19 protein-coding genes and 1 tRNA gene are annotated in these 24,238 nt (G+C 32.6%); 11 read left to right on the top strand and 9 right to left on the bottom strand.

The window, feature by feature from the left end:
* Nucleotides 1-67: 67 nt before the first annotated feature.
* Nucleotides 68-1,615, bottom strand: coding sequence for a hypothetical protein (locus ABJD66_RS08275; protein WP_348130299.1), 1,548 nt, complete (start codon nt 1,613-1,615; stop codon nt 68-70).
* Between the two features lie 233 nt (nt 1,616-1,848).
* On the opposite strand from ABJD66_RS08275, the gene ABJD66_RS08270 reads away from it, so the two are divergent.
* The gene (locus ABJD66_RS08270) at nt 1,849-3,501 is read left to right on the top strand and encodes a solute:sodium symporter family transporter (RefSeq protein ID WP_348130296.1); all 1,653 of its coding nucleotides are present in this window, start codon (nt 1,849-1,851) and stop codon (nt 3,499-3,501) included.
* A 57-nt stretch (nt 3,502-3,558) separates the two neighbouring features.
* Here the strand turns inward: ABJD66_RS08270 and ABJD66_RS08265 are convergent, their stop codons facing one another.
* The 5 genes from ABJD66_RS08265 to ABJD66_RS08245 form a co-directional block, all read right to left on the bottom strand.
* Nucleotides 3,559-4,659: a DUF4407 domain-containing protein gene (locus ABJD66_RS08265; RefSeq protein ID WP_348130293.1), complete on the bottom strand. Its 1,101-nt coding sequence runs from the start codon at nt 4,657-4,659 to the stop codon at nt 3,559-3,561.
* A 117-nt stretch (nt 4,660-4,776) separates the two neighbouring features.
* On the bottom strand, nt 4,777-6,894 hold the full coding sequence (locus ABJD66_RS08260; protein WP_348130290.1) for a M56 family metallopeptidase: 2,118 nt from the start codon (nt 6,892-6,894) through the stop codon (nt 4,777-4,779).
* Nucleotides 6,895-6,896: 2 nt separating this feature from the next.
* A complete protein-coding gene (locus ABJD66_RS08255) occupies nt 6,897-7,262 on the bottom strand; it encodes a BlaI/MecI/CopY family transcriptional regulator (RefSeq protein WP_038505687.1) in 366 nt (121 codons plus the stop codon).
* Between the two features lie 205 nt (nt 7,263-7,467).
* The gene (locus ABJD66_RS08250; RefSeq protein WP_348130287.1) at nt 7,468-7,920 is read right to left on the bottom strand and encodes a hypothetical protein; all 453 of its coding nucleotides are present in this window, start codon (nt 7,918-7,920) and stop codon (nt 7,468-7,470) included.
* 218 nt (nt 7,921-8,138) lie between these two features.
* Nucleotides 8,139-9,527, bottom strand: coding sequence for a dipeptidase (locus ABJD66_RS08245; RefSeq protein WP_348130284.1), 1,389 nt, complete (start codon nt 9,525-9,527; stop codon nt 8,139-8,141).
* Nucleotides 9,528-9,646: 119 nt separating this feature from the next.
* Between ABJD66_RS08245 and ABJD66_RS08240 the strand changes: the two genes are divergently transcribed.
* A tRNA-Leu gene (locus tag ABJD66_RS08240) sits at nt 9,647-9,728 on the top strand.
* A gap of 223 nt (nt 9,729-9,951) precedes the next feature.
* Nucleotides 9,952-11,157 (top strand): thioredoxin domain-containing protein, encoded by a 1,206-nt coding sequence (locus ABJD66_RS08235; protein ID WP_348130281.1) that lies wholly within the window; start codon nt 9,952-9,954, stop codon nt 11,155-11,157.
* Between the two features lie 62 nt (nt 11,158-11,219).
* On the opposite strand, the gene ABJD66_RS08230 is transcribed toward ABJD66_RS08235, so the two are convergent.
* Entirely contained in the window at nt 11,220-11,822 is a 603-nt protein-coding gene (locus tag ABJD66_RS08230) for an alpha-ketoglutarate-dependent dioxygenase AlkB (protein WP_348130279.1), read from the bottom strand.
* Nucleotides 11,823-11,962: 140 nt separating this feature from the next.
* Here ABJD66_RS08230 and ABJD66_RS08225 point away from each other — a divergent pair, with 140 nt between their 5' ends.
* The 4 genes from ABJD66_RS08225 to ABJD66_RS08210 all read left to right on the top strand — a co-directional run bounded on the left by ABJD66_RS08225 (nt 11,963) and on the right by ABJD66_RS08210 (nt 18,302).
* Nucleotides 11,963-12,364 carry a hypothetical protein gene (locus tag ABJD66_RS08225; protein WP_348130276.1) on the top strand — a complete coding sequence of 134 codons (402 nt, stop codon included), beginning with the start codon at nt 11,963-11,965 and terminating at the stop codon, nt 12,362-12,364.
* A 142-nt stretch (nt 12,365-12,506) separates the two neighbouring features.
* Nucleotides 12,507-13,589 (top strand): efflux RND transporter periplasmic adaptor subunit, encoded by a 1,083-nt coding sequence (locus ABJD66_RS08220; RefSeq protein WP_348130273.1) that lies wholly within the window; start codon nt 12,507-12,509, stop codon nt 13,587-13,589.
* A 23-nt stretch (nt 13,590-13,612) separates the two neighbouring features.
* Entirely contained in the window at nt 13,613-16,864 is a 3,252-nt protein-coding gene (locus ABJD66_RS08215; protein WP_348130270.1) for an efflux RND transporter permease subunit, read from the top strand.
* On the top strand, nt 16,857-18,302 hold the full coding sequence (locus ABJD66_RS08210) for a TolC family protein (protein ID WP_348130267.1): 1,446 nt from the start codon (nt 16,857-16,859) through the stop codon (nt 18,300-18,302). The genes ABJD66_RS08215 and ABJD66_RS08210 overlap by 8 nt, the downstream gene beginning before the upstream one ends.
* A gap of 166 nt (nt 18,303-18,468) precedes the next feature.
* On the opposite strand, the gene ABJD66_RS08205 is transcribed toward ABJD66_RS08210, so the two are convergent.
* Nucleotides 18,469-18,594 carry a hypothetical protein gene (locus tag ABJD66_RS08205; protein WP_013621187.1) on the bottom strand — a complete coding sequence of 42 codons (126 nt, stop codon included), beginning with the start codon at nt 18,592-18,594 and terminating at the stop codon, nt 18,469-18,471.
* Nucleotides 18,595-18,672: 78 nt separating this feature from the next.
* Nucleotides 18,673-19,914, bottom strand: coding sequence for a glycosyltransferase N-terminal domain-containing protein (locus tag ABJD66_RS08200; protein WP_348130262.1), 1,242 nt, complete (start codon nt 19,912-19,914; stop codon nt 18,673-18,675).
* Between the two features lie 92 nt (nt 19,915-20,006).
* Here ABJD66_RS08200 and ABJD66_RS08195 point away from each other — a divergent pair, with 92 nt between their 5' ends.
* The 4 genes from ABJD66_RS08195 (at nt 20,007) to ABJD66_RS08180 (ending at nt 24,180) form a co-directional block, all read left to right on the top strand.
* A complete protein-coding gene (locus ABJD66_RS08195) occupies nt 20,007-21,161 on the top strand; it encodes a DegT/DnrJ/EryC1/StrS family aminotransferase (protein ID WP_348130259.1) in 1,155 nt (384 codons plus the stop codon).
* A 17-nt stretch (nt 21,162-21,178) separates the two neighbouring features.
* Nucleotides 21,179-22,195: a UDP-glucose 4-epimerase GalE gene (galE, locus tag ABJD66_RS08190; protein ID WP_100894123.1), complete on the top strand. Its 1,017-nt coding sequence runs from the start codon at nt 21,179-21,181 to the stop codon at nt 22,193-22,195.
* 66 nt (nt 22,196-22,261) lie between these two features.
* Nucleotides 22,262-22,627, top strand: coding sequence for a hypothetical protein (locus ABJD66_RS08185; RefSeq protein WP_100894122.1), 366 nt, complete (start codon nt 22,262-22,264; stop codon nt 22,625-22,627).
* Nucleotides 22,628-22,749: 122 nt separating this feature from the next.
* Nucleotides 22,750-24,180 carry an ATP-binding protein gene (locus tag ABJD66_RS08180; protein ID WP_100894121.1) on the top strand — a complete coding sequence of 477 codons (1,431 nt, stop codon included), beginning with the start codon at nt 22,750-22,752 and terminating at the stop codon, nt 24,178-24,180.
* Nucleotides 24,181-24,238: the final 58 nt, after the last annotated feature.

Here is a 24,238-nt window from a genome sequence, read left to right as displayed (position 1 = left end):
GATCAGTTTAAACAAAAAAAATCCTCTTACTTTTAGCAAGAGGATTGTAATTTATAAGGTTTGCTTTTTAAAAAGCTACTTCTACCATTTGCTTTTTTGTGCCACGCTTTGCGTAAAACAAAATATTGTTTTTGTTAGTTAATGGCTTAGAGATCATTAGCGGTAACCTAGCTGTTTTACTATCTATAATTTTATCATAAGTCATAAAGCCTTTTGCATCTAACTTAATTAAAAATATGTTTCTGTTTCTGCTTAAACCTTGTCTAAATACCAAACGCTCATTATTTATTAGTTGTGGGTTTTCTGCCGCTGTACTTATAAAAAAATAAGTGTTGTCTCCTTTTGTAAATGTACTGTATGATGCGTATGCACCATCACCCTGTGTAACCTCAGACTTATTAATGTTACGTACCCAAATAAGATCGCCATCATCGCTAAGTTTAGCGCCAACCATATCATTGTAATGGTACCTGCTAATTTTAACTCTAGATCCACCACCTGGATTACTTTGGTAACCAGATGTTACAAAATATTCTTCGGCATTAAAAAGTATTGAACCATCACTAGCTATTTCTGCATTTTTAAAGATTAAGTTTTTAATTTCTTTATTGTCATCTTCCTTGCCAAATTTGTCTGCCATAAACTGTGCAGAAAACGGAATAAACTTTTTGTCTTTAATGTCTAAAGAGCCTTCATCTAACTTAAAATAACTAAGGCCGTTATATCTGTTGTCTTTACGTGTAGCATAAAAACCTACGCAAACAAGTTTTTCATCTGTAAGTATTGGTTTTAAAGCCTCTAAAAATTTACCAGGTTCATCAAAAGTTTTCATTACTCGCTCTTCTTCAGAAACCTTTAATAATTCGTACTGAAATTTACGCTCTAGGGCAGAAAAACGTCTCTTTTTAAAATAAGCTTTAGCAACCAAGAATACTTCTTTTTTGTCTTTTGTAATTTCAACGCTTTCAAAAGCATAATTTTTTGTTTCAACTTCAGCAGAAAAGTCGTGTGTAATTACTAAATCTAAGTTATTATCAAAAACATAAATAAAATGCTGATTATCTTTTGCCTTTTTAAAGTGTGCGCTAATTACAAAGGCATCTTTACGTTTGTTAAATAATACGGATGTTGTAAAGCCAGATGCAAAATTACGGTTATAGTAGTTTTTGTCTAATGGGTTGTCTACTTGTTTAGACGGTACAGATAAGATAATTTTTTGTGTAAAAGCAAAATTGTCTAACGGACTTTGGTGTACTATGTAATCATAACTTTCTTTTGCAGCGTTAAACTCTAAAAATATAAGGTATAGCTGTCCGTTGTTTATAAAACCATTTACAAAATCCTTGTCTTTTAGTTTGTAATTAAACTCGCTTACCAGATCTAAGTTTTTATTGTAATGCTCTATGTAATACCCTTTAGGCTTTAAAATTAAGCCAGTATAATAGGAGCGTACTAGTACAGACCCATTTGCGCCATCGTTATCAATGGTAAGCAAATTAGAGTATTTGTATCTATCTGCATATTTTTCACTAAACTTATAAGTTACCTGCATTTTTTGTGCAGTGGCAGTAAAGCCAATAAGTAACAAGAGTAGCATTGCAATTTTCTTCATCATTAGTTTTCTTAAGATTACTTTATAGTAACGCTTGGTATCTTTAAATGTTACATACATTAAAAAAAAGTATTCCTAAAATAGCAATTGTTTTAGGATTACATTAAAGTTTAAGTTGAACTACATCGTTTTCGGTTGAATTTATAACAAAAGAGATATAAATGATGTCTGTGTTATTTTTTATCCACAAAATAATCCGATATATTTATAAGCCTAAACCAAACTTATTTAGCACTATGTTATTAACATTACTGTCCTTTGTGGGCTTTACAGTTTTGGTGGCCGTTATATCTTATTTGGCTACAAGAAAAACAAATGAAAACTCTTCTGATGGGTATTTTTTAGGAGGAAGAAGTTTAACTGCAGGTGTTATTGCAGGATCTCTTTTACTAACAAACCTTTCTACAGAGCAATTAGTAGGTTTAAATTCTGATGCTTACACAGATGGTTTGTCTGTTATGGCTTGGGAAACGTTAGCAGCAATAGCAATAGTTATTACTGCTATTTTTTTATTACCAAGGTATTTAAAAGGTGGTTTAACAACTGTACCGCAATTTTTAGCAGAACGTTTTGATGTTACTACAAAAACAATAACATCTGGTTTGTTTTTAACAGGTTATGTAGTTGTATTATTACCTGTAATTTTATACTCTGGTTCTGTTGCCATAAGCGGAATGTTTAATGTGCCAGAAAACTTAGGAATTAGTCACACAGCATCTATATGGCTATGTGTTTGGGGAATAGGAATTATAGGAGGTATTTATGCAGTTTTTGGTGGTTTAAAAGCTGTTGTTGTATCAGACTCTATAAATGCAATAGGTTTGTTAATTGGTGGTATTTTAATTCCTGTTTTTGGATTAATGTATATTGGAGACGGTAGTATAATGGATGGTTTATCTATTTTAACTACAGAAAACCCAGAGAAATTTAACTCTATGGGAACTAAAACAGACTCAGTTCCTTTTTCTACAATTTTTACAGGTATGATGTTGGTTAACCTTTTTTATTGGGGAACAAACCAACAAATTATACAAAGAGCCTTAGGTGCTAAAAACTTAGCAGAAGGACAAAAAGGATTGTTATTGGCTTCTTTTATAAAAATATTAGGTCCATTAATTTTAGTTTTACCAGGCATTATAGCGTTTCATATTTTTGAAGGTAAAATAGACTCTTCTAGCGCATACCCTTTACTAGTTGGTAAAGTATTGCCAGACTATTTAGTTGGCTTTTTTGCAGCAGTATTATTTGGTGCAATTTTAAGTTCTTTTAATAGTGTTTTAAATAGTTCTGTAACCTTATTTGGTTTAGATATTTACAAACAGCATATAAACCCAGAGGCAAGTGAAACTAAAGTAGTTAAAAACGGTAAAATATTTGGAATTGTATTGGCCTTGGCAGCAATGTTTATTGCTCCTTTTATAGCAAATGCGGGTAGTTTATTTGGATATTTACAAGAAGTAAATGGTATTTATAGTATTCCAATTTTTTCAGTAATAATTATTGGTTTTTTAACTAAAAGAGTTCCTGCAATAGCGGCTAAAGTTGGTATTATAACAGGTTCTTTGTTATATATTATTAGTCAGTTTTTAATGAAGCCTTATTTTGTAAGCTCTGCCTTAGAAAAAGCAGAAGCAGCCGGAGTTACTGGTGTAGATGCATTAGCTGTAATAGAAGCAGATGCTTACCCTCACTTTTTACACGTTATGGCTATATTATGCGTAGTAAACTCTTTAATAATGTTAGCTATTGGTAAAATTAAGCCAAGAGAAACTGCTTTTGAGCAAAAATACACAGAGCAAGTAGAAATAAAGCCTTATAAGTACGTAAACCAAATAGGTATTGTTATTTGTTTAATAGTAGTAGCTATATACGTTTACTTTGCTAATTAAGTAATTGTATTTTAAAATATAAAGAGGCTAGTTTTGCTAAACTAGCCTCTTTTTTTATTACAAGTTTTTGGCTTGTATGTTATGGAAAGCATCAGTTTGTTGTTTTAGTAATTTTTCTGCTTGTTGCTTTTTATAATTATAAACTTCGTTTTCTTGTTCAATATCTTCATATACTTTTTTGTTAATAGCAGCATCTGTTTGCATTAACATATTGCGTTGTTCTACCTTTTGTGTTACCCAAGTTTTTACAACACTTTCTTCTTCTTCCAATTTATAATCGTACATACCTTTTGGAGCTAGTAGTTTTGCTATTATAGGAGACGTTTCTATTGCTAAGAACAATAAAAATATAAAGAATGATGGCAACCAAGGTAACTTGTTTAAAGCCGTTATACGCGCCATTAAACCATCAAAACCGTCAATAATAGGTTGCGAGTCTTTAACAGAAGTAGCATATGCTGTATCTAATGCCACTGCTTGCTCTTCAAGTGCTGTAATTTTTACAGCATTGGTTTCTTTTAGTTTTTGTAATTCTTGCAAGGCAGCATCATGTTTTTGTCTTTTTTCTTCGTAAACAGGTCCTTTGCCTAGTAGTTTAGTACCTTCTCTACCTTCTGCCTCGGCAATGTAAGTGTTGTAAAGCGCGTTGGTTTCTGCTTCTTTAATTGTAATATCTTGTTTTAATTTTTCTATAGATTGATGAATGACTTCCTTTTTAGGATTGTACTGTAATGCAATTTGCTCCTTGTTTGCAAGCGTTAAATCGTTCTTTTGTTCTAGTAAAACCTGATTTATTTCTTTTTCAAAAATCTTCATTTCTAAAGGTTTTGAAATAACAATGGCTATTATAACAGCTAAAACAATACGTGGTGTGGCCTGTAACAATTCACTTTTAAAATTGTCTCTTTTTTTAATGGTAGAAACAATAAAACGATCTAAATTAAAAATAAGTAAGCCCCAAACAAGTCCAAAAAACACAGCGTAGTAAACATTGTCAAAAACAGTGTATAATGCATATGCACAAGCAATAAAAGCCATAACAGCAGTAAAAAATACAGTTGCGCCAATGCCAGCGTATTTGTTTTGCTCACCGTTAGAGCAAGTTTCTAGTATAGCAGTATCTGCTCCGGAGCAGAGTATAAAAAAACGTTTAATCATAAGTGTTCTTTTTTTGATGATTGATGTACCTATAAGAACGCATTTTGCAATGATTTGTTACAGAAAAAGCCTCTAAATGAGGCTTTTTATTACTTTTTAAGACATTATTATGAATAATTACTCCTTTATTGGTGGAGCAGGAGGTGGCGGTGGTGGTAACGGAGCTGCTCCTTTTTCTTTTTTAATTAAAGCGCTACATCTCTCATAGCTTTCCATTGTTTTTTTGTGTAATTTATTTAACTCTTCCCTAGTCCCTTTTCCTTGTTTTCTGCATTCACTAACGGCAGTACCATATGCATTAGCATCTTTTTTAAAAGTAGCTCTGGCTTTTGCAAGTTCTTTAGAATCTTGTTTGTCATTTGATGGAGGTAATGGTGGTGGTGGAGGTGGTGGCAATAATTTTTTATCTTCTGCCGTTAACTCGCTGCTTTTTTTGTATTCTGTTTTGCCATTTCTAATTAGTATAACGTATGGTAAAATAGGTGCTTTTACTCTTTTTACTTTAGCTCTATCTTCTTTGCTTAAGCTAAAGTACAGGCTACCTAATAATGTAAAAAGGTCATCCATTTTCTTTTTCTCAGCTTCTGACCTATGTATATAATGTGGCTCTTGTTTAGTTAAGGTTACATATGTATTGTATTCTTTTTTATAGGTTTCTAAAGGATCTTGTTTTTCTTCTCTTATAACTATACCCAACTGTTCAGAATTTTTAACAGGAATGCTTTCAGGGAAAAGAATGTTGTATTTTTCTATTTCTTCTTTGCTAAACTCAGCATAAAGTTTTTTTAATTGAACATTTTTTATGTCTAAATCATCGTTAGAGGTTGCGCTGTTATTTTTAAATACATTTAACTCGCTATTATAATTTTGGAGTATACTATTATACTTATTTACATCAGCTTTAATGTATGTATTGGCAAACCCTTGTTTGGTAAATAAATTTACTTGGTGTTCTTGCGGAAACTTTGCGCTACGTGCATTTTTGTACACAAAGCTATTGTTATAATGAACAATATCTGATGCCGAATACTTGTTTAATATAGAATTAGGAACGTGTTTATTGTCTATCCAAATAGCAAAGTTTTCTTTGTTTTTCCAAGAATTAAACTCCGATTGCGTTGGTGCTTTTTTTGTTGTGTTTTTTAAATCTATGCTAGGAAATTTAAGAATAGTTTTATGGTCTGTAACGGTTGCACGTTGTTCTTCTGTCATTAGATCATAAATGGCAACTACTCTATTATATTCTGGCATATTAATTACCTTTTTCTTAGCGTTTTGGTAATTCTGAATGTAATTAATATACTCTTGCATCATTTTTTCTGAAGCACCTTTCCCTACAATTTTATTTGCGTGTGAGGTTTGAGTGTCTACCAATACTTCTTCTGTTTTTTGGTTGCTAAAACTGTAAAAAAGCAATGCTGCTAAAGGTATAAGAAGCAAGCTTCTTAATACAACCGACCGTTTTGAGGTTCTTTTTTTCATAACTGTAAATCGTTTTTTGATTGATGAATAATTAATTGAGTTTGCCATATGTGGCTCTGTTGCATTTGATGAAAATGCGAGTAAAATTTTTCTATAGCTAACAGTGTCCGCACCCTGATTTAGGACAGCTTGGTCTGCTAAAAATTCGTGATTTAATTTAATAGTGTGCTTTATAAAATAGATAAGCGGATTAAACCAGAATACAACTTGCAATACCTCTATAAGTAATACATCTATAGAGTGTTTTTGCTTTGCATGTGTAATTTCATGCAGCAACACCTCTTTTGGTATTTTTTTATGTTGATAGGCTTTTTTATTTAAAAATATATAACTTAAAAAAGTATGTGGTGTAGTTTTCTCAGTTAACAGTACATTGGTATGGTTTTGTAACCTTTGCTTAGGATTTTGCTTTATTTTTAAAAATAGGTTAGTGCTGTTTTTAATAAATTTTATACTAAAAATTAAAACGCCCAAGCCGTAAATACTCCAAATTATGTATGCCCAGTAATTGGTAGGTTCTGCAATAATTTCTGTACTATTTATGTTGCCATACTCCAATGGTGTTTCATAAATTATTGTTGGCACTTGTATGTATGTTGTAAACGTTATTAGCGGTATGCCAAAACTTAAAGCTAAAGCAGCTAGTAGGTAAAAACGTTTAAACTTGTGCATATTTTGCTCTTCTAAAAACACTTTATAAAAAAGAAATAATATGGCTAAACAAGCTGTAGATTTTAATAGGTATATAAGCATAACTATTTGTTTTTAAGTTCTTGGTCTATTAATTCTCTTAAATGCGCCAGCTCTTCTTTTGTTAGGTTGGTTTCTTTAGTAAAGAACGATGCAAATTGTGATGCACTATCATTAAAAAAGTTTTTTATTAAGCCGTTTACGTGTTTAGAGAAGTAGGCTTTCTTTTTTACTAACGGATAATATTCTCTGGATTTGCCATATAAGTTGTAGGCTACAAAATTTTTGTCTGCCATACGTTTTAACATTGTAGCCACAGTGGTGGTTGCAGGTTTAGGATCTGAATATTGATCTAGTAAATCTTTTAAAAATGCTTTCTCTAATTTCCAGAGATGGTTCATTAGTTCTTCTTCAGATTTTGACAACTGCATAGCTCTACATATTTAGAATGTTCTCTACAAACGTAGAATAAAAAAATGAATTCTACAAATGTAGAGTTGATTATTTTGTTATTACAATTGTGTTTAAAGTCTTAAAACCTGTGAGTTATATTGCCTTGTATAGTTTTTTTTAGGTGTATAAAAAAAGTCCGTTTCTATTAAAGAAACGGACTTTTTAATATGGTAAACAGTTATTTTAAGCTGTTTCTTTTTCGTCTTCGTCTTTGCCAAAGTAGCTAGAATATATTCCGTAAAGTACAACTAAGCCTATTGAACCTAAAATTATTTTTCCGCCTAAACGGTCAAAAAACGATGCAGATGCGGTTTCTGGTATTTCAACCTTTGCTATTTCTGCTATTTCTTTTAAGTTTTCTGCAGATAACTCTACATAGGTGTCATCATCTACGTAGCCAGTTATTATAGGCTCTGTATTACTGTATGGCAACCAGACAATATGACTTATGGTATACATTTTACCAATATCAAAATAAGTACCGTCGTCTAACTGAAAATCTTCTGTGTCTGGTAGGTCTACTATTTTAACTATTTTTTGCTCTTCTCCGTAAGGTATTGGAATTCTTGCTCTACCTACTATATTACTTATTCCAAATATTGAAATAGCAAGAAGCGATAATACTTTTAATTTCATAACTAAATTTTAAAGGTTGGTTTTGTAAATGTACTATTTTATTTGAAAGTAATTACGCTAGTATTTTGCGTTAAGGATAGTAGTGAAAAGCCCACAGCGTAGCGAGGACTTGTAACGTATAGCCTGCCCGTAGGGACGCCCTAATAAAAATATTTGCACAAAAAAAAGTCCGTCTCTATTAGTAAGAAACGGACTTTTTAATGTTGTTGTATTTGTGTTTAAGAATTCATATCTGTAAAATTCTTGTAGAAATAAGGTATGGTTTCTATACCTTTTAAATAGTTCCAAATGCCAAAATGTTCGTTAGGAGAGTGTATGGCATCACTATCTAAACCAAAGCCCATTAGTATGGTTTTGCTTTGTAGCTCTTTCTCGAACAAGGCAACTATTGGTATGCTACCTCCACTACGTTGTGGTATTGGTGTTTTGCCAAATGTGGTCTCGTATGCTTTAGAAGCTGCTCTGTACCCAATGCTGTCTATTGGTGTTACATAACCTTGACCACCATGATGTGGGTTTACTTTTATGGTTACACCTTCTGGAGCTATACTTTTAAAGTGTTTAGAGAACAATTCTGTTATGTTTTCCCAGTCTTGGTTTGGTACCAAACGCATAGATATTTTTGCATATGCTTTGCTTGCTATTACGGTTTTTGCACCTTCGCCAGTGTAGCCGCCCCAAATACCGTTTACGTCTAAAGTTGGGCGTATAGAGTTACGCTCGTTTGTAGTGTATCCTTTTTCTCCGTAAACAGAGTTTATACCTATAGATTTTTGGTAACCGTTTAAGTTAAAAGGTGCTTTTGCCATTTCTGCACGCTCTTCTGTAGATAGCTCTTCTACATTGTCATAAAAACCAGGTATGGTAATATGGTTGTTCTCGTCATGTAAAGACGAAATCATTTTTGTTAATATGTTTATTGGGTTGGCAACTGCACCGCCATACAAGCCAGAGTGTAGATCTCTATTAGGCCCTGTAACCTCTACCTCTACATAACTTAACCCTCTTAGGCCTGTTGTTATAGATGGTACATCTTTAGAGATCATACCCGTGTCACTAATTAAAATAACATCGTTTTTAAGTTTTTCTCTGTTTTCTTTTACAAATGTAGAAAGACTTACGCTACCAACTTCTTCTTCGCCCTCTATCATAAACTTAACGTTACAAGGTAGTTGGTTGGTACTTACCATAAATTCTAATGCCTTTACGTGCATATACATTTGTCCTTTATCATCACAAGCACCACGAGCAAAAATTGCACCTTCTGGGTGTAATTCTGTTTTTTTAATTACGGGCTCGTATGGTGGAGAGTCCCATAAATTAATTGGGTCTGCTGGTTGTACATCATAATGTCCGTATACTAAAATGGTTGGTAATGAAGGGTCTATTAACTTTTCTCCGTACACAATAGGAAAACCTTGAGTTTCGCATATCTCTACCGTGTCACAGCCAGCTTTTTCTAAAGCAGCTTTAACAGCATCTGCTGTAGTAAGTACATCATGTGCATATGCAGGATCTGCACTAACAGATGGAATTTTTAAAAGTTCTATAAGTTCATTTAATAATCTGTCTTTATTGCTATCTATAAAGCTTTTTACGTCTTGCATAATATGTTTTTGATAAAGTATAAATGTACAAAAAAAGAAGTTTTTATGATTAAGTATTTCAAAATTGATTTTTTGCATTATATTTGCAACCCAATTAGCAAAATTGTTAGTTGAAAAATGCAGGCGTGGTGGAATTGGTAGACACGCTAGACTTAGGATCTAGTGCCGCGAGGTGTGAGAGTTCGAGTCTCTCCGCCTGTACAAACAAAAAGCCTTTCAGGAAACTGAGAGGCTTTTTTGGTTTTAAAATCTTTGGTTTAAGAGGTTTAAATAGTTGCTAGTTTGTTAGTAATAAAGCAATATTAACATTTTTTAACAAGGGGCAGGTGGTTAAAATGCTTCATAGGGGTATACGTATTATAATTTTTTACGAACTAACTCACTTAATTTTAATTTAGAATTAAGTAAATAACTACCTAACAATATGAAAAAAATAGCAGTTTTACTTTTATTTGGTTTAATGACCATTACAGTTTTCTCTCAAGGAATTAATTTTGAGCACGGTACTTTACAAGAGGCTTTAGACAAGGCGCAAAAAGAAAATAAATTAGTTTTTGTAGACACATATACTACATGGTGTGGGCCTTGTAAGTGGATGACAAAAGAAATTTTTCCGCAAGAGAAGGTTGGGGAATTTTTTAATGAAAATTTTGTGAGTATAAAAATTGATTGTGAAAAAGGCGAGGGTATTGGTATTGCATCTAAATACACGGTTACTGCTTTTCCTACGTTACTGTTTTTAAATGCTAACGGAAAAGTTGTGCATAAAATGGTGGGCGGTAAACAGGCTAATGATTTAATACAAGGAGGAAAAGATGCTCTAGATCCCAATAAAAGAAGTACAAGTGTAGCTGCACGTTATGCAAGCGGAGATAGAGATTTAGACTTTGTTTTAAGTTACATAAAGAGTTTAGATGAAGCGTACAATAAAGGAAAAAGTGCACAGGTGTCTAAAGAATTATTGGCTAGTTTGCCAATTGAAAAATTTGCAAATAAAGATATGTTTAAGGTTGTTGCTAATGCAGGTGTAACATATAAATCTAAAGAGTATAATTACGTTTTAGAGAATAAAGCTAAGCTGTTAAATAAGGTAGATTCTACTCAGTATTTTTCTGTTTTAAACGGAGCTATAAGCAGACACTTAAACAAAATAGCTAGTACTTGTTCTTCTATAGAAAAATTAAATACAGAAATTGAATTGTGTAAAAAAGACAATGTATCTAAATACCAGACTAGTTTAGAGAAAGGTTTAGTATATACTTTTTACTTGTCTCAAAAAGATTTTGACAAATGGTTTGAGTTAAAATTGAAAGAAGCAGAAGAATTTATAAACAAACCTAATTATGTGTATAAATTGCATGATATAGGAAATGAAGTATATGCAAACCCTAAATTTAATGGTTTTAAAGAGCCGTTAGATAGAGCTTTACAATTGGGGCATAAAATGATTGCTGGTAATGATGGTTTAATAATGGGTAATTTATTGCTTTCTAAATTGTATTTAAAAGCAGGTAATAAAGAAAAAGCATTAAAACATTTTAATGTATTTTTTGAAACCAATGAAAAAGCAGGTGGTTTAAACGATCATCCCTCTGTAACTAGCATTAAAAACGGAATAGATAGTTTGTAGTATTTATATACTAGGTTTTAAAATAGATTATAAAAGCCTTTCAGGAAACTGGAAGGTTTTTTTTATTTTATAATAGTTCTGAACGTTAAATTTATTCTGGGTGTACTTACCTTTTTTGTTGGAGGTAGTCTGTGTAACCAGTTTTTTTGTGTATTGCCTGTCATTACCAATAAACTTCCTCTGTCTAAATTAATGTCTATTTTTTGCTTGTTTTCTTTGTGTTTAAAACTAAACTTACGTTCTGCGCCAAAGCTTAAAGAGCCTATTGCTCCGTTTTCTTTTAAATCTTTTTCGGCATCGCTATGCCAAGCCATACCTTCTTCTCCTGTGTGGTATAAGTTTAATAGGCAAGAGTTAAATGTTTCTCCGGTTTTTTTCTCTACTAAATCTTTTAGTTCTAGTAGTTCTTTTGTCCACGGTAAAGCTGTTTTAGTAATTTTAGAGTAGGTATAACTAAACGGATTTGTAGCATACCAAGCTACTTTACGCTTTGTTGTAATGGTTTTTCCAAAAATAACAGCTTTGTCATTCTCCCATTGTATGTTGCTAAGTAAATAATTGTAATACTCTTGGGCTTTAGTTATAGAAAGTATTGGTCCGTAATAATACACTTCACCATCAAAAGGAAGTATGTTTTTTTGTATATCTGTATTAAATAAGTCCATATCTAAAATCTAAGCATAAAAATAATCAATGAATTTTAATTGGTTGTAATATGACTATTTTAAAAATAAAATATGTTTTAACGTTTATTAACAGTAAAATTTTGCCCAGTAAATTTGTGTCGCATTATTTTGCACTTTGTATGAAAGTAGCATTTAAAAATAAGTTTACTATCCTTTTGGCATTGTTTATTACAATGTTGGGTAACTTATATGCTAGTACCACAACAGATAACAACGCAATTTTAAATGTTAATGAACAGGTAAGTTCTGTAAATACATTAGGTGCAGAGTTGGGGTTACCTATTATAGAGCAACATAAAGACTTTGCTGCAGAAGTAATAGAAGTAGATGAAGAAGAAGTAACAGAAAATATTGCTTCAGAAAAAATAAGTAAAGACAATGGCAATTTTAAAGTTGCCTTTTTTTATGCAAAAAACTTTGAACTATCCTGCTTAAAACCTACAAAAACAAATACACTAGCTCATTTTATACTACAAAATGCAGCTAAAACCTATATTAGATATCAAGTACTTCTAATTTAGAAAACTAAAAGGCAGCTAAACCACTGTTGCTTTCAAACACCACTTTTTTATTTGTCTAATGACAACGGCATAGCTCGTATAAAATAGCTACGTGCTTCTGCCAAATTTTAACAATCAATTACTTAAAAAAATCAATCGTATTATGAGGAGAACTTCTACACTCATAGGCCTATTGCTTGTGCTTTGTTTTGCCAGCTGTGAGTCTAAAAAGGAAGAAAAGAAAGAGGAATCTACATTTCTTGTGACCAATCCTATTAAAAAAGACACTGTTATTAAAAAAGATTACGTGTGTCAAATTCATTCTATCCGCCATATAGAATTAAGAGCTTTAGAAAAAGGTTATTTAAAGCATATTTCTATAGATGAAGGTCAGTTTGTAAAAAAAGGTCAAAAACTATTTAATATAATGCCAAATGTATATCAGGCAGATTTGCAAAAAGCAAAAGCAGAGGCAGAAGTAGCAGAAATAGAATACAAAAACACAAAACTACTAGCAGATAGTAATGTGGTTTCTGCAAATGAATTAGCAATGTCTAAAGCAGAATATGATAAAGCTAAAGCAGAGGTGTTTTTAACACAAACACATTTAGGATTTACAGATATAAGAGCTCCTTTTGATGGTATTATAGATCATTTAGAGGTTAGGGAAGGTAGCCTTTTAGATGAAGGTGAAAAGCTTACCACTTTATCAGACAATAGTAAAATGTGGGTGTATTTTAATGTGCCAGAAGCAGAGTATCTAGATTACATTACCAATACTGGAAAAGCAAGAGCCAAGGAGGTTAGTTTAATTATGGCAAACAACAAAATGTTTAACCAGTCTGGTATTGTAGAAACAATAGAAGGTGAGTTTAATAACCAAACTGGTAATATAGCGTTTAGAGCAACATTTCCTAATCCAGATAAAATACTAAGACACGGAGAAACTGGTAGTGTACTTATGTCTGTACCTTTTGATGATGCTTTGTTAATACCACAAAAAGCAATCTTTGAAATCTTAGATAAAAGCTACGTATATGTTATAAATGCAGACGGAGTTGTGAAACAAAGAGAAATAGAAATTGAAGCTACTTTACCAAACTTATTTATAGTTAGTAAAGGCCTATCTACTAAAGATAAAATCTTATTAGAAGGTTTACGTATGGTAAAAAACAACGAAAAAATACATACAAAGTTTTTAGAGCCTAATGAGGTGTTAAACAAATTAGATCTGTACGCAGAGTAATTACAAAATGTAACTATAAAAATATGTTTAGTAAATTTATACATAGACCGGTATTGGCTATTGTTATCTCTGTAATTATAATATTTACAGGTTTGTTAGCAATAAACCAATTGCCCATATCTCAGTTTCCACAAATTGCACCAACCACGGTAAATATTTTTATTGCTTACCCTGGAGCAAGTGCAGATGTGTTGGTAAAATCAACTTTAGTTCCTTTAGAGACTTCTATAAACGGAGTGCAAGGTATGCGTTACATTGCTTCTGATGCTACAAGTGCTGGTGAAGGAACTTTACGTGTAATTTTTGAACCAGGTACAGACCCAAGTGAGGCTGTGGTTAAGATAAAAACACGTGTAGATCAAGTAATGCCTTTGCTACCAGAATTAGTACAGCGTGAAGGTGTAATTATTACTCCTGTGCAGCCTAGTATGCTTATGTATGTTAACTTATACAGTAATAAAAAGCATACAGACGAAAAGTTTTTATACAACTATGCCTACACCAAAATGGTACCCGAAATACAGCGTATAGATGGTATTGCAAGTGCTAAAATTTTAGGTAGCCGTAAGTATGCTATGCGTGTGTGGTTAAAGCCAGACCGTATGCGAGCCTATAATGTATCTGCAGAAGAGGTGCTAAAAGCAATGGAGGAGCAAAGTATATTGGCAAGGCCTGGTAGAATTGGTAGAAGCTCTGGTAAAAAATCACAATCATTAGAATATACATTGGTGTACCAAGATAGGTATAGTGAGCCAGACCAGTATAAAGACATTATTATTAAGGCTAATGAAGAAGGTGAAATTCTTAAGCTAAAAGATATTGCAGATGTAGAGCTTGGTAGTGAGTTTTTTGATATTTATTCTAATCTAGATGGTAAGCCATCTGCTTCTATTGTGTTAAAGCAAACCTTTGGTAGTAATGGTAGTGATGTAATAGCATCTGTAAAAGAGAAACTTAAGGAGTTAAAGGCAGATTTACCTCCTGGAATAGATTATAAAATTAGTTATGATGTCTCTAATTTTTTAGATGCTTCTATAGAGCAAGTATTGCATACACTTAGAGATGCCTTTATTCTTGTAGCTATTGTAGTGTTTTTGTTTTTAGGAGATTGGCGATCTACTTTAATTCCAATTATAGCAGTGCCAGTATCTTTAATTGGTACTTTCTTTATAATGCAATTATTTGGCTTGTCTATAAATATGATTACGCTTTTTGCATTAGTACTCGCCATAGGTATTGTGGTAGATAATGCTATTGTTGTGGTAGAGGGTGTGCACGTTAAAATGGAAGAAGAAAACTTAACACCATTTAAGGCATCTTATGCTGTGCTTGGTGAGCTAGGTGGTGCCATTGTTGCAATTACTTTGGTAATGACATCGGTTTTTATTCCAATTTCATTTATGAGTGGGCCTGTAGGTGTATTCTACAGACAGTTTTCTATAACAATGGCTGGTGCAATTGTAATTTCGGCTATTGTAGCATTAACTTTAACTCCGGTTTTATGTGCTATGATGCTTAAAAATAATCACGGTAAACCTAAAAAGAAATCGCCTATAGATAAATTTATAGATTGGTTTAATAATGGTTTTGAAAAATTAACAGGGAAGTATGTTGGTTTTTTAAAATACATAGTAAACAGAAGGGTTGTGACTTTTGGTATTTTAATAGCCTTTTGTGTGGGTATTTTTGTAACAAACAAAGTGCTGCCGGCAGGTTTTATTCCTAATGAAGATCAAGGGATGATATACGCTATTATACAAACACCTCCGGGAGCAACTTTAGAGCGTACCAATGAAGTTGCTAAAAAACTACAAGCTATTTGTGAGGAAATGGAAGGTGTTGCATCTGTTTCTTCTTTAGCAGGATATGAAATTATGACAGAAGGTCGTGGATCTAACTCTGGTACGTGTTTAATTAACCTTAAGCCGTGGTCAGAAAGAGAAAACTCTGTGCACGATATAATGGAAAAGTTAGAAGAGGAAACACAAGATTTAGGCGCAATTATAGAGTACTTTGAGCCTCCTGCTGTTCCTGGTTTTGGTTCTTCTGGCGGATTTTCTATGCGTTTATTAGATAAAACTAATGGTACAGATTATCACGAGTTCGAGAAAATAAACAACAACTTTATGGAGGCTTTAGGTAAGCGTAAAGAATTAAGTGGTTTGTTTACTTTTTACGCAGCTAATTATCCGCAGTATAAACTTAAAATAGATAATAAAGCAGCAATGCAAAAAGGAGTGTCTATTGGTGCAGCTATGGAAAACCTAAATATTTTAATAGGTAGTACCTATGAACAAGGATTTATTAGGTTTGGTAGGTTCTTTAAAGTGTATACACAAGCAGCTCCAGAATATAGAAGCTTACCGTCAGATTTAGAAAAGCTTTTTGTAAAGAGTGAAGAAGGTAAAATGGTACCGTATTCTGCGTTTATGACCATAGAAAAAGGTCTTGGTCCTAATGAAATTACTAGGTATAACCTGTATAATTCTGCTGCAATTAGAGGGCTTCCGGCTCCTGGTTATACTAGTGGAGATGCTATTAATGCAATAAAGGAAGTAGCTAAAGAATCTTTACCTCGTGGTTATGATGTTGCTTGGGAAGGATTGTCTTATGATGAAGCCAGTAGAGGTAACGAGTCTATTTACATTTTTGCCATTGTTTTAGTGTTTGTATACTTAGTGTTGGCAGCGCAGTATGAAAGTTTTTTACTTCCGTTAGCCGTAATACTATCATTACCAGTGGGTATTTTTGGTTCTTTCTTTTTATTAAAATTGATGGGACTTTCTAATGATGTTTACGCACAAATTGGTATGATAATGCTGGTTGGTTTGTTAGGTAAAAATGCCGTGCTTATTGTAGAGTTTGCTGTTCAAAAAAGAAGAGAAGGAGCTTCTATTTTAGATGCGGCTATTATAAGTTCTAAAATGAGGTTTAGACCAATTTTAATGACATCTTTTGCCTTTGTAGCAGGTTTAATTCCGTTAATAATTGCTAGCGGAGCAGGTGCAATAGGAAACAGAACAATTGGTGGGTCTGCCTTAGGAGGTATGCTTATAGGTACTGTTTTTGGAGTGCTTGTAATTCCTGGTTTGTATTATGTATTTGCAAAAATGGCAGATGGTCGTAGTCTTATAAAAGATGAAGAAACAGCACCACTATCTGAAGAACTTATTGAAATATCAGAAGGTGAAAGTCAAACAAAAGCTAATACAAAAAGTATTAACAAGCTTACAAGAATTCTAAATAAATTAAGAAAAAATAATAAAAATGAGTAACATCAAATTATTAAAAATAAGGTTTGTACATGTGTTTGTGTTGGTTTCATTTTTAGTAGTATACTCTTGCGTTCCAACAAGAGAAATAAAAAATGAAAATACTACAGTGCCAACTGTATATAATAACGCAACTACAGACACTGTAAATTCTGCTGTTATGAAATGGGATCAGTATTTTTCTGATCCCAATTTAAAAGCAATTATAGATACCGCTTTGGTAAACAACCAAGAGCTAAATATTATGTTGCAAGAAGTGCAGGTGGCTAAAAATGAAATTATGGTTAGAAAAGGTGAGTATTTACCATTTGTAAACATACAGGCAGGAGCAGAGGTAGAAAAAGTGGGGCGTTACACTAGTCAAGGTGCTAATGACGCTACTACAGATATTAGAGAGGGAGAAGAATTTCCAGAGCCATTACCCAATTATCAAGTAGCAGCTGTTGCATCTTGGGAATTAGACGTTTGGAAAAAGCTTAGAAACTCTAAAAAAGCTGCTGTACTAGAATATTTAGCTTCAGAAGAGGGGAAAAATTTTATGGTAACTAATTTGGTTTCTGAAATTGCTTCTTCATACTATGAGCTTTTAGCTTTAGACAATCAGCTTAAAATAATAGACCAGAATATAGCTATTCAAAATAATGTGTTAGAAACTGTTAAGCTGCAAAAACAAGCTGCTAGAGCAACAGAATTGGGTGTTAAACGTTTTGAAGCTGAGGTATTAAAAAACCAAAGTTCTAGATATCAAATACAGCAACAGATTACAGAGGCAGAAAATAAAATTTGTTTTCTAATGGGATCCTATCCTAAGCGTATTAAAAGAACCACAACAAATTTTGTAGAAATTTTTACTAATCCTGTACACGCAGGTATACCAAGTCAGTTGCTACAAAACAGACCAGATATTAAGCGTGCGGAATATGAGTTAGCGGCTAATAAGTTGAACATAAAAGTAGCCAAGGCTAATTTTTATCCTTCAATTGGTATAAAAGCAGGAGTAGGTTTTGAGGCTTTTAAGCCTAAGTTTTTAACAAGAACACCAGAGTCTGTACTTTATAATGTTGTTGGTGATGTTATTGCACCGCTAATAAACCGTAATGCTATTAAGGCTGCTTATAAAAATGCAAACAAAAGACAAATAAAAGCGGTGTACGAGTATGAAAAGGCCATTTTAAACGGTTACATAGAAACCACAAACCAATTGTCTAACATAAAAAACCTTAAAAAAAGTTTTGAGGTAAAACAGCAAGAAGTAAATGCGTTAACAGAGTCTATAGAAATTTCTAATAAATTATTTAGGTCTGCAAGAGCAGATTATATGGAGGTATTACTAACACAGCGTGATGCTTTAGAGGCAAAAATAGAACTAGTAGAAACCAAAAAAGCACAAATGCTAGCACACGTAAATATATACCACGCTTTAGGTGGCGGATGGAATTAGTTTTTTAATTGTTATGTTTTTTAAGTTAGTTGTTAAAGTTTTTTAGTTCTCTACTTTTTCAACGAAAAAGCCCTTCTAAAATGAAGGGCTTTTTTTTATTATAATTTATAGCGTTTTAAAGCTAAATTCAAAAACAAGACGTGGGGAAAGTGCTTTTATGTCTTTTTTATAAGACACCTACGGCAGCCAAAATTAAGCATCCTACAACGGCAATTAATATTGCAATAAGTACAACAACCATTGCGCCTAGGAAACTGTTTAAGACTTTTGTGCCAACAGTTAATTCTTTCATATCTCAATAGTTTCTAGTAATTTACAAATTAAAATCGACTTTAACAATTTTAGCAACTGTAAATCAGTAAGTTGTATTTTAGAGTAGTGTGGCTATGTATGATGCTATTTTTTCTGTAGCGCCAATATTTTTAGCAACATAATTTTTATTAATTACTGCTGTTGTGTTGTAATATTCCTTTTTTAAAATTAGCTGGTTTAAAGTATCCGTAAATTCATTTTGGTTTGCAGTAGGTAAAATTCCTTTTAGTTGGACTAAATCTTCAGCTTCTTTAAAGCCCTTGTAAATAGGACCAATGATAATAGGAACTCCAAAAACAGCAGGTTCTAAAGTATTGTGTAAACCACCTTTTGTAAAACCACCACCTACGTAAGCAATGTTTGCATAACTATATACTTTAGTTAAAATGCCAATGGTATCAATTATTAAAACCTCAAAAGAAGAAATGTCTCTGCCATTAATTTCAGAAAATAAAACTACTTTTTTTTGTATACTATTTTTTAATTCTTGTATTTGAGAGTCAATAATATTGTGTGGGGCAATTACAAACTTTACGTTTTCTACAGTTGTATTATTTATATAGGTTGATAAAAATAACTGCCCATTTGGCCAAGTACTACCAGCTACTACACAGGTTTTGTTTTGTGCAAAACTGCTCATAAAATCCAATGTATTATCTTGTTCTAATATTTTAGAAACACGGTCAAATCTAGTGTCGCCAACAATTGTACAGTTGTTGTAATTTATGTTTTTTAGTAACTCTTTGGAGTGGTTGTCTTGCACAAAAAAGTGTGTAAAAGCAGTTAGGCTTTTACGCATAAACTCGCCATACCATTTAAAAAACGATTGCTCTTTTTTAAAGTAAGCAGAAATTAAAAGTGTAGGTATTTGTTTTTCTTTTAAAATTTTAAGGTGGTTTGGCCAAATCTCATATTTCACAAAAATGGCAAGTTTAGGGTTTACAGCTGCTATAAATTTCTTTGCATTTTTTAGCGTGTCTAATGGTAAGTAAACAATAGCGTCTGCAATGTCATCATTTTTTTTAACCTCATAACCAGAGGGAGAAAAAAAGGTAACTACAATTTTATAAGTAGGGTATTCTTCTTTTGTTTTTTCAATAATAGGTAGGCCTTGCTCGTATTCTCCTAAAGAGGCAGTATGTATCCAAATTACATTATCTGTTTTGTGTATACTTTTTTCTAATCTCTTGTAAATGTCTTTACGGCCCTGAACAAAGAGTTTAATTTTTGGATTAAAATTGGCTATAACTTTAACTAAAAATGAGGCAATATGTACTACAATGTTATATAAAAGATGCACCTAATGTTTATTTGCCGTAAAAATACGTTTCTTTCACTAATTTCATTGTTGCCCATTGGTATTTTTGTAAATTTACCTTTCAAATTAAGGTAATGAAAAAAATTCAGATGGTAGACCTTAAAGGTCAATACCAAGATATAAAAGAGCAAGTAAACACTTCTATAGCTCAGATATTAGAGACATCAGCATTTATTAATGGTCCGGAAGTACACGCATTACAAAAAGAAATGGAGGACTATTTGGGTGTTAAACATATGATACCTTGTGCAAATGGTACAGATGCTTTACAAATTGCAATGATGGGTCTTGGTTTACAACCAGGTGATGAGGTTATTACTGCAGATTTTACTTTTGCGGCTACAGTTGAGGTTATTGCATTATTGCAATTAACGCCTGTTTTGGTAGATGTTGAGCCAGATACGTTTAACATAGACCCTGCTGCCATAGAAAAAGCAATTACGCCAAAAACTAAGGCAATTGTACCTGTACATTTATTTGGACAATGTGCAAATATGGATGCTATTTTAGAAATTGCAGAAAAACACAATTTGTATGTAATTGAAGATAATGCACAAGCTATTGGCGCAAGTTATATTGGTAAAGATTGTGTAAAGAAAAAAGCTGGTACAATGGGACACGTTTCTGCAACCTCTTTTTTTCCTTCTAAAAACTTAGGCGCTTACGGAGATGGTGGTGCTATTTTTACAAATGATGATGAGCTAGCCCATACATTAAGAGGTGTTGTAAATCACGGAATGTACGAGCGTTACCACCATGATGTTGTTGGTGTAAACTCTAGGTTAGACTCTATACAAGCGGCAGTTTTAAGAGCCAAACTACCCAATTTAGATACATACAACCAAAAACGTAGAGCTGCAGCATTAAAGTACTCTATGGCTTTAGCAAACCATAAAGATATTGTTACACCTAAAATGGCAGTGTGTTGTTCTTCTGACACTTGTGTTTGTGATTGTCACGTATTTCATCAATATACATTGCAAATAAAAAACAATGACAGAGATGCTCTTGTAAAACATTTGCAGTCTAAAGATATTCCTTGTGGTGTGTATTACCCAATTCCACTACACTTGCAAAAAGCATATAAAGATAGTAGGTATAATGAAGCAGATTTTCCTGTTACAAACCAACTTGTAAAAGAGGTGATTTCTTTACCAATGCATACCGAGTTAGATGATGAGCAAATTACATACATCACAGATGCGGTTTTAGAGTTTTTAAATAACTAACCAAAATATAGAAATAGATGAAAATATTAGTAACTGGCGGATTAGGCTTTATTGGTTCGCACACTGTGGTAGAATTACAAAACAAGGGTTTTGAAGTCGTTATTATTGATGATTTATCTAATTCTTCAGAAAAAGTACTAGATGGTATTGTGGCTATAACGGGTACAAAACCAACTTTTGAAAAGTTCGATTTAAAAGAAAAACCTAAGGTTCAAGATTTTTTTAAACGTCATTCTAATATTGCTGGTGTTATACATTTTGCAGCATCTAAAGCTGTAGGTGAAAGTGTAGAAAAACCATTACTGTATTATGAAAACAATATAGGAACATTAGTGTACTTACTGCAAGAGTTGTCTGGTATGCAGAAAGCTAATTTTATTTTTAGTTCTTCTTGTACAGTATACGGCCAGGCGGATAAAATGCCAATTACAGAGAGTGCGCCAGTTAAAGAGGCGGAGTCTCCTTACGGTAATACCAAGCAAATGGGCGAAGAAATAATAAGAGATACGTGTAAAGTTGTACCTGCTTTAAATGCAATAGCATTGCGTTATTTTAATCCTATGGGTGCGCATCCTAGCACAGAAATAGGCGAATTACCTATTGGTGTACCGCAGAATTTGGTTCCTTTTATTACACAAACAGGAGCTGGTATTAGAGAGCAATTGTCTGTTTTTGGAGGAGATTACCCTACTGCAGATGGTACCTGTATTAGAGATTATATTCATGTTGTAGATTTAGCAAAAGCACACGTAGTAGCATTAGAACGTTTAATTGCTGGTAATAATGATAGTAATTATGAGGTTTTTAATGTTGGTACAGGAACAGGAAGTTCTGTGTTAGAGGCAATACAGAGTTTTGAGCGTGTGTCTGGCAAAAAATTAAATTACAAAATTGTAGACCGTAGACCAGGAGATATTACTACTGCCTATGCAGATACTACAAAAGCAAATACCGTTTTAGGTTGGAAAGCAGAATCTACATTGGATGAAGCTATGAAATCTGCCTGGGACTGGGAGCAAAAAATTAGAAAATAGTGTTAAAAATAGTAAAGTATGGTTTAGAAATAAACCATACTTTCTTTTTGTGCGTACATAAAAGAGATGACATTTAATTATCCAGATACCGACACTCTTTTAACTACTGTAAGTAACCAAAACTTATATAATAATTTGGTTGCTCAACTGCAAAAAGACTTTAGTTTAGCTAATATAGACTTTAGCTTGTTACAAGAAAACAATACAATTTCTCCGCAAGAATTAACTGCTGCATTACGAGAAAAAATTTACCAACTACTTTTAGAGCGTTTTACAGAATATTTAAATCTGCTTTACATTATAGACATACCTGAGCAAACTCTTAAAAAAATACAAGTTACAGATGCGGTAGAAGTAGCAGATCAGGTGGCTTTTTTAATTTTAAAAAGAGAGTGGCAAAAAGTGTGGTATAAAAATCAATATTCTAGCTAAGTACACCTGTATTTAAGAAGTTTTTTAAGTGGCCTATTTTGGCTTAATAATTGCTATATTTGAGGGTAAATATTAAATTCTTGTTTAAAAAACTATCACTTAGGTCGCGTATCTTTATTACTATGATGTTTTTGGTGCTTATGGCATCAATACTAATAGCAGGTGTTACTATTTATCAATATAGAGAACAGTCTAAAGAGTATAACAGAGACCGTTTAGACCGTAAAGAAGCGCAGATAAAAGAAAGCGTAAACCTTACCATTAGGAAAACATCTTTTGAGCGAATTACAGAAAAATTGCATTTAATTTTTAAAGATGAAATTTTTGAAATAGCAGAAATTCAGAATGTAAACTTTAGTATTTACGATTTAGAAGGTAGCTTAATTATAGACTCACACCCGTTACTTAATAAAACATCTGTTACAGATTGTTTAGATGCTTTAGTTCTTCAAAAGCTTAAAACTAGCGAAAATCAACGTTATGTAGAAGAAGTTAATCACATTGAAAAAATATCTAATGAAGAAAAGGTTTTTAGGTCTTCGTACACGTTTATAAAAGATTTAAAATTTAGAGATATTGGTATTTTAAAATTAGAGTATGTAGAAGATACTTCTTTTGAGGATAAAGAGCTTCCAGAGTTTTTGTTGCGATTAGGCTTGGTGTATGTTTTTATGCTAATAATAGCTATTATTTTGGCTTATTTTACCTCTAAATACATTACTAGATCTTTACAAACAATTTCTGATAAATTAAGTAAAACAGATTTAAGCATTAGAAACCCTAAAATATTAATAGATAATCCTAGTGAAGAAATAGGCCGTTTGGTAGATGCCTATAATAGGATGATTGATGAATTAGAACAAAGTGCTGTAAAACTTGCAAAGAGTGAAAGAGAACAGGCTTGGCGAGAAATGGCTAAGCAAGTGGCACACGAGATTAAAAATCCGCTTACACCAATGCGCTTAAGTGTACAAAGTTTTGAGCGTAAGTTTAATCCTGAAGACCCAGATATTAAAGAAAAACTAGCAGATTATTCTAAAACCTTAATTCAGCAAATAGATACTATGAGCAGTATAGCTTCTGCTTTTTCTAATTTTGCACAAATGCCTGCACAGCAAAATGAGACACTAAACGTAGTTAAAATTGTTAAATTAGCTGTAGATATTTTTAATGAAAGTTATATTCACTTTATAGCAGAAGAAGAGCATATTGTAGCAAAATTAGACCGTACACAATTAGTGCGCGTGGTTACTAATTTAGTGAAAAATGCTATGCAAGCTGTGCCAGAGGTAGACAACCCAAGGGTTTTGGTTACGGTGGCTTCAGAAGATGATTTTGTGAAAATATCTGTGGCAGACAACGGTGTTGGTATAGCAGATGAATTTAAAGATAAAGTTTTTGAACCAAAGTTTACTACCAAAACAAGTGGTATGGGATTAGGTTTAGGAATGGTAAAAAATATTGTAGAAACTTATAAAGGAGACATAACACTTACATCTCAGCCAGATAAAGGAACGGTGTTTATTGTTCGTTTTCCAAAAGAAAATAAATAAAAAGAAAAAAATATGAAGTTTGATACTATTTTAATTGAACAGCAAGAGAGTACAGCAA

The sequence above is a fragment of the Cellulophaga sp. genome (genome assembly GCF_039943695.1).
In the GTDB taxonomy this organism is placed as follows: domain Bacteria; phylum Bacteroidota; class Bacteroidia; order Flavobacteriales; family Flavobacteriaceae; genus Cellulophaga.
The sequence above is the reverse complement of the archived record's forward strand: the minus strand, read 5'-3'. Positions and strand labels throughout refer to the sequence as shown.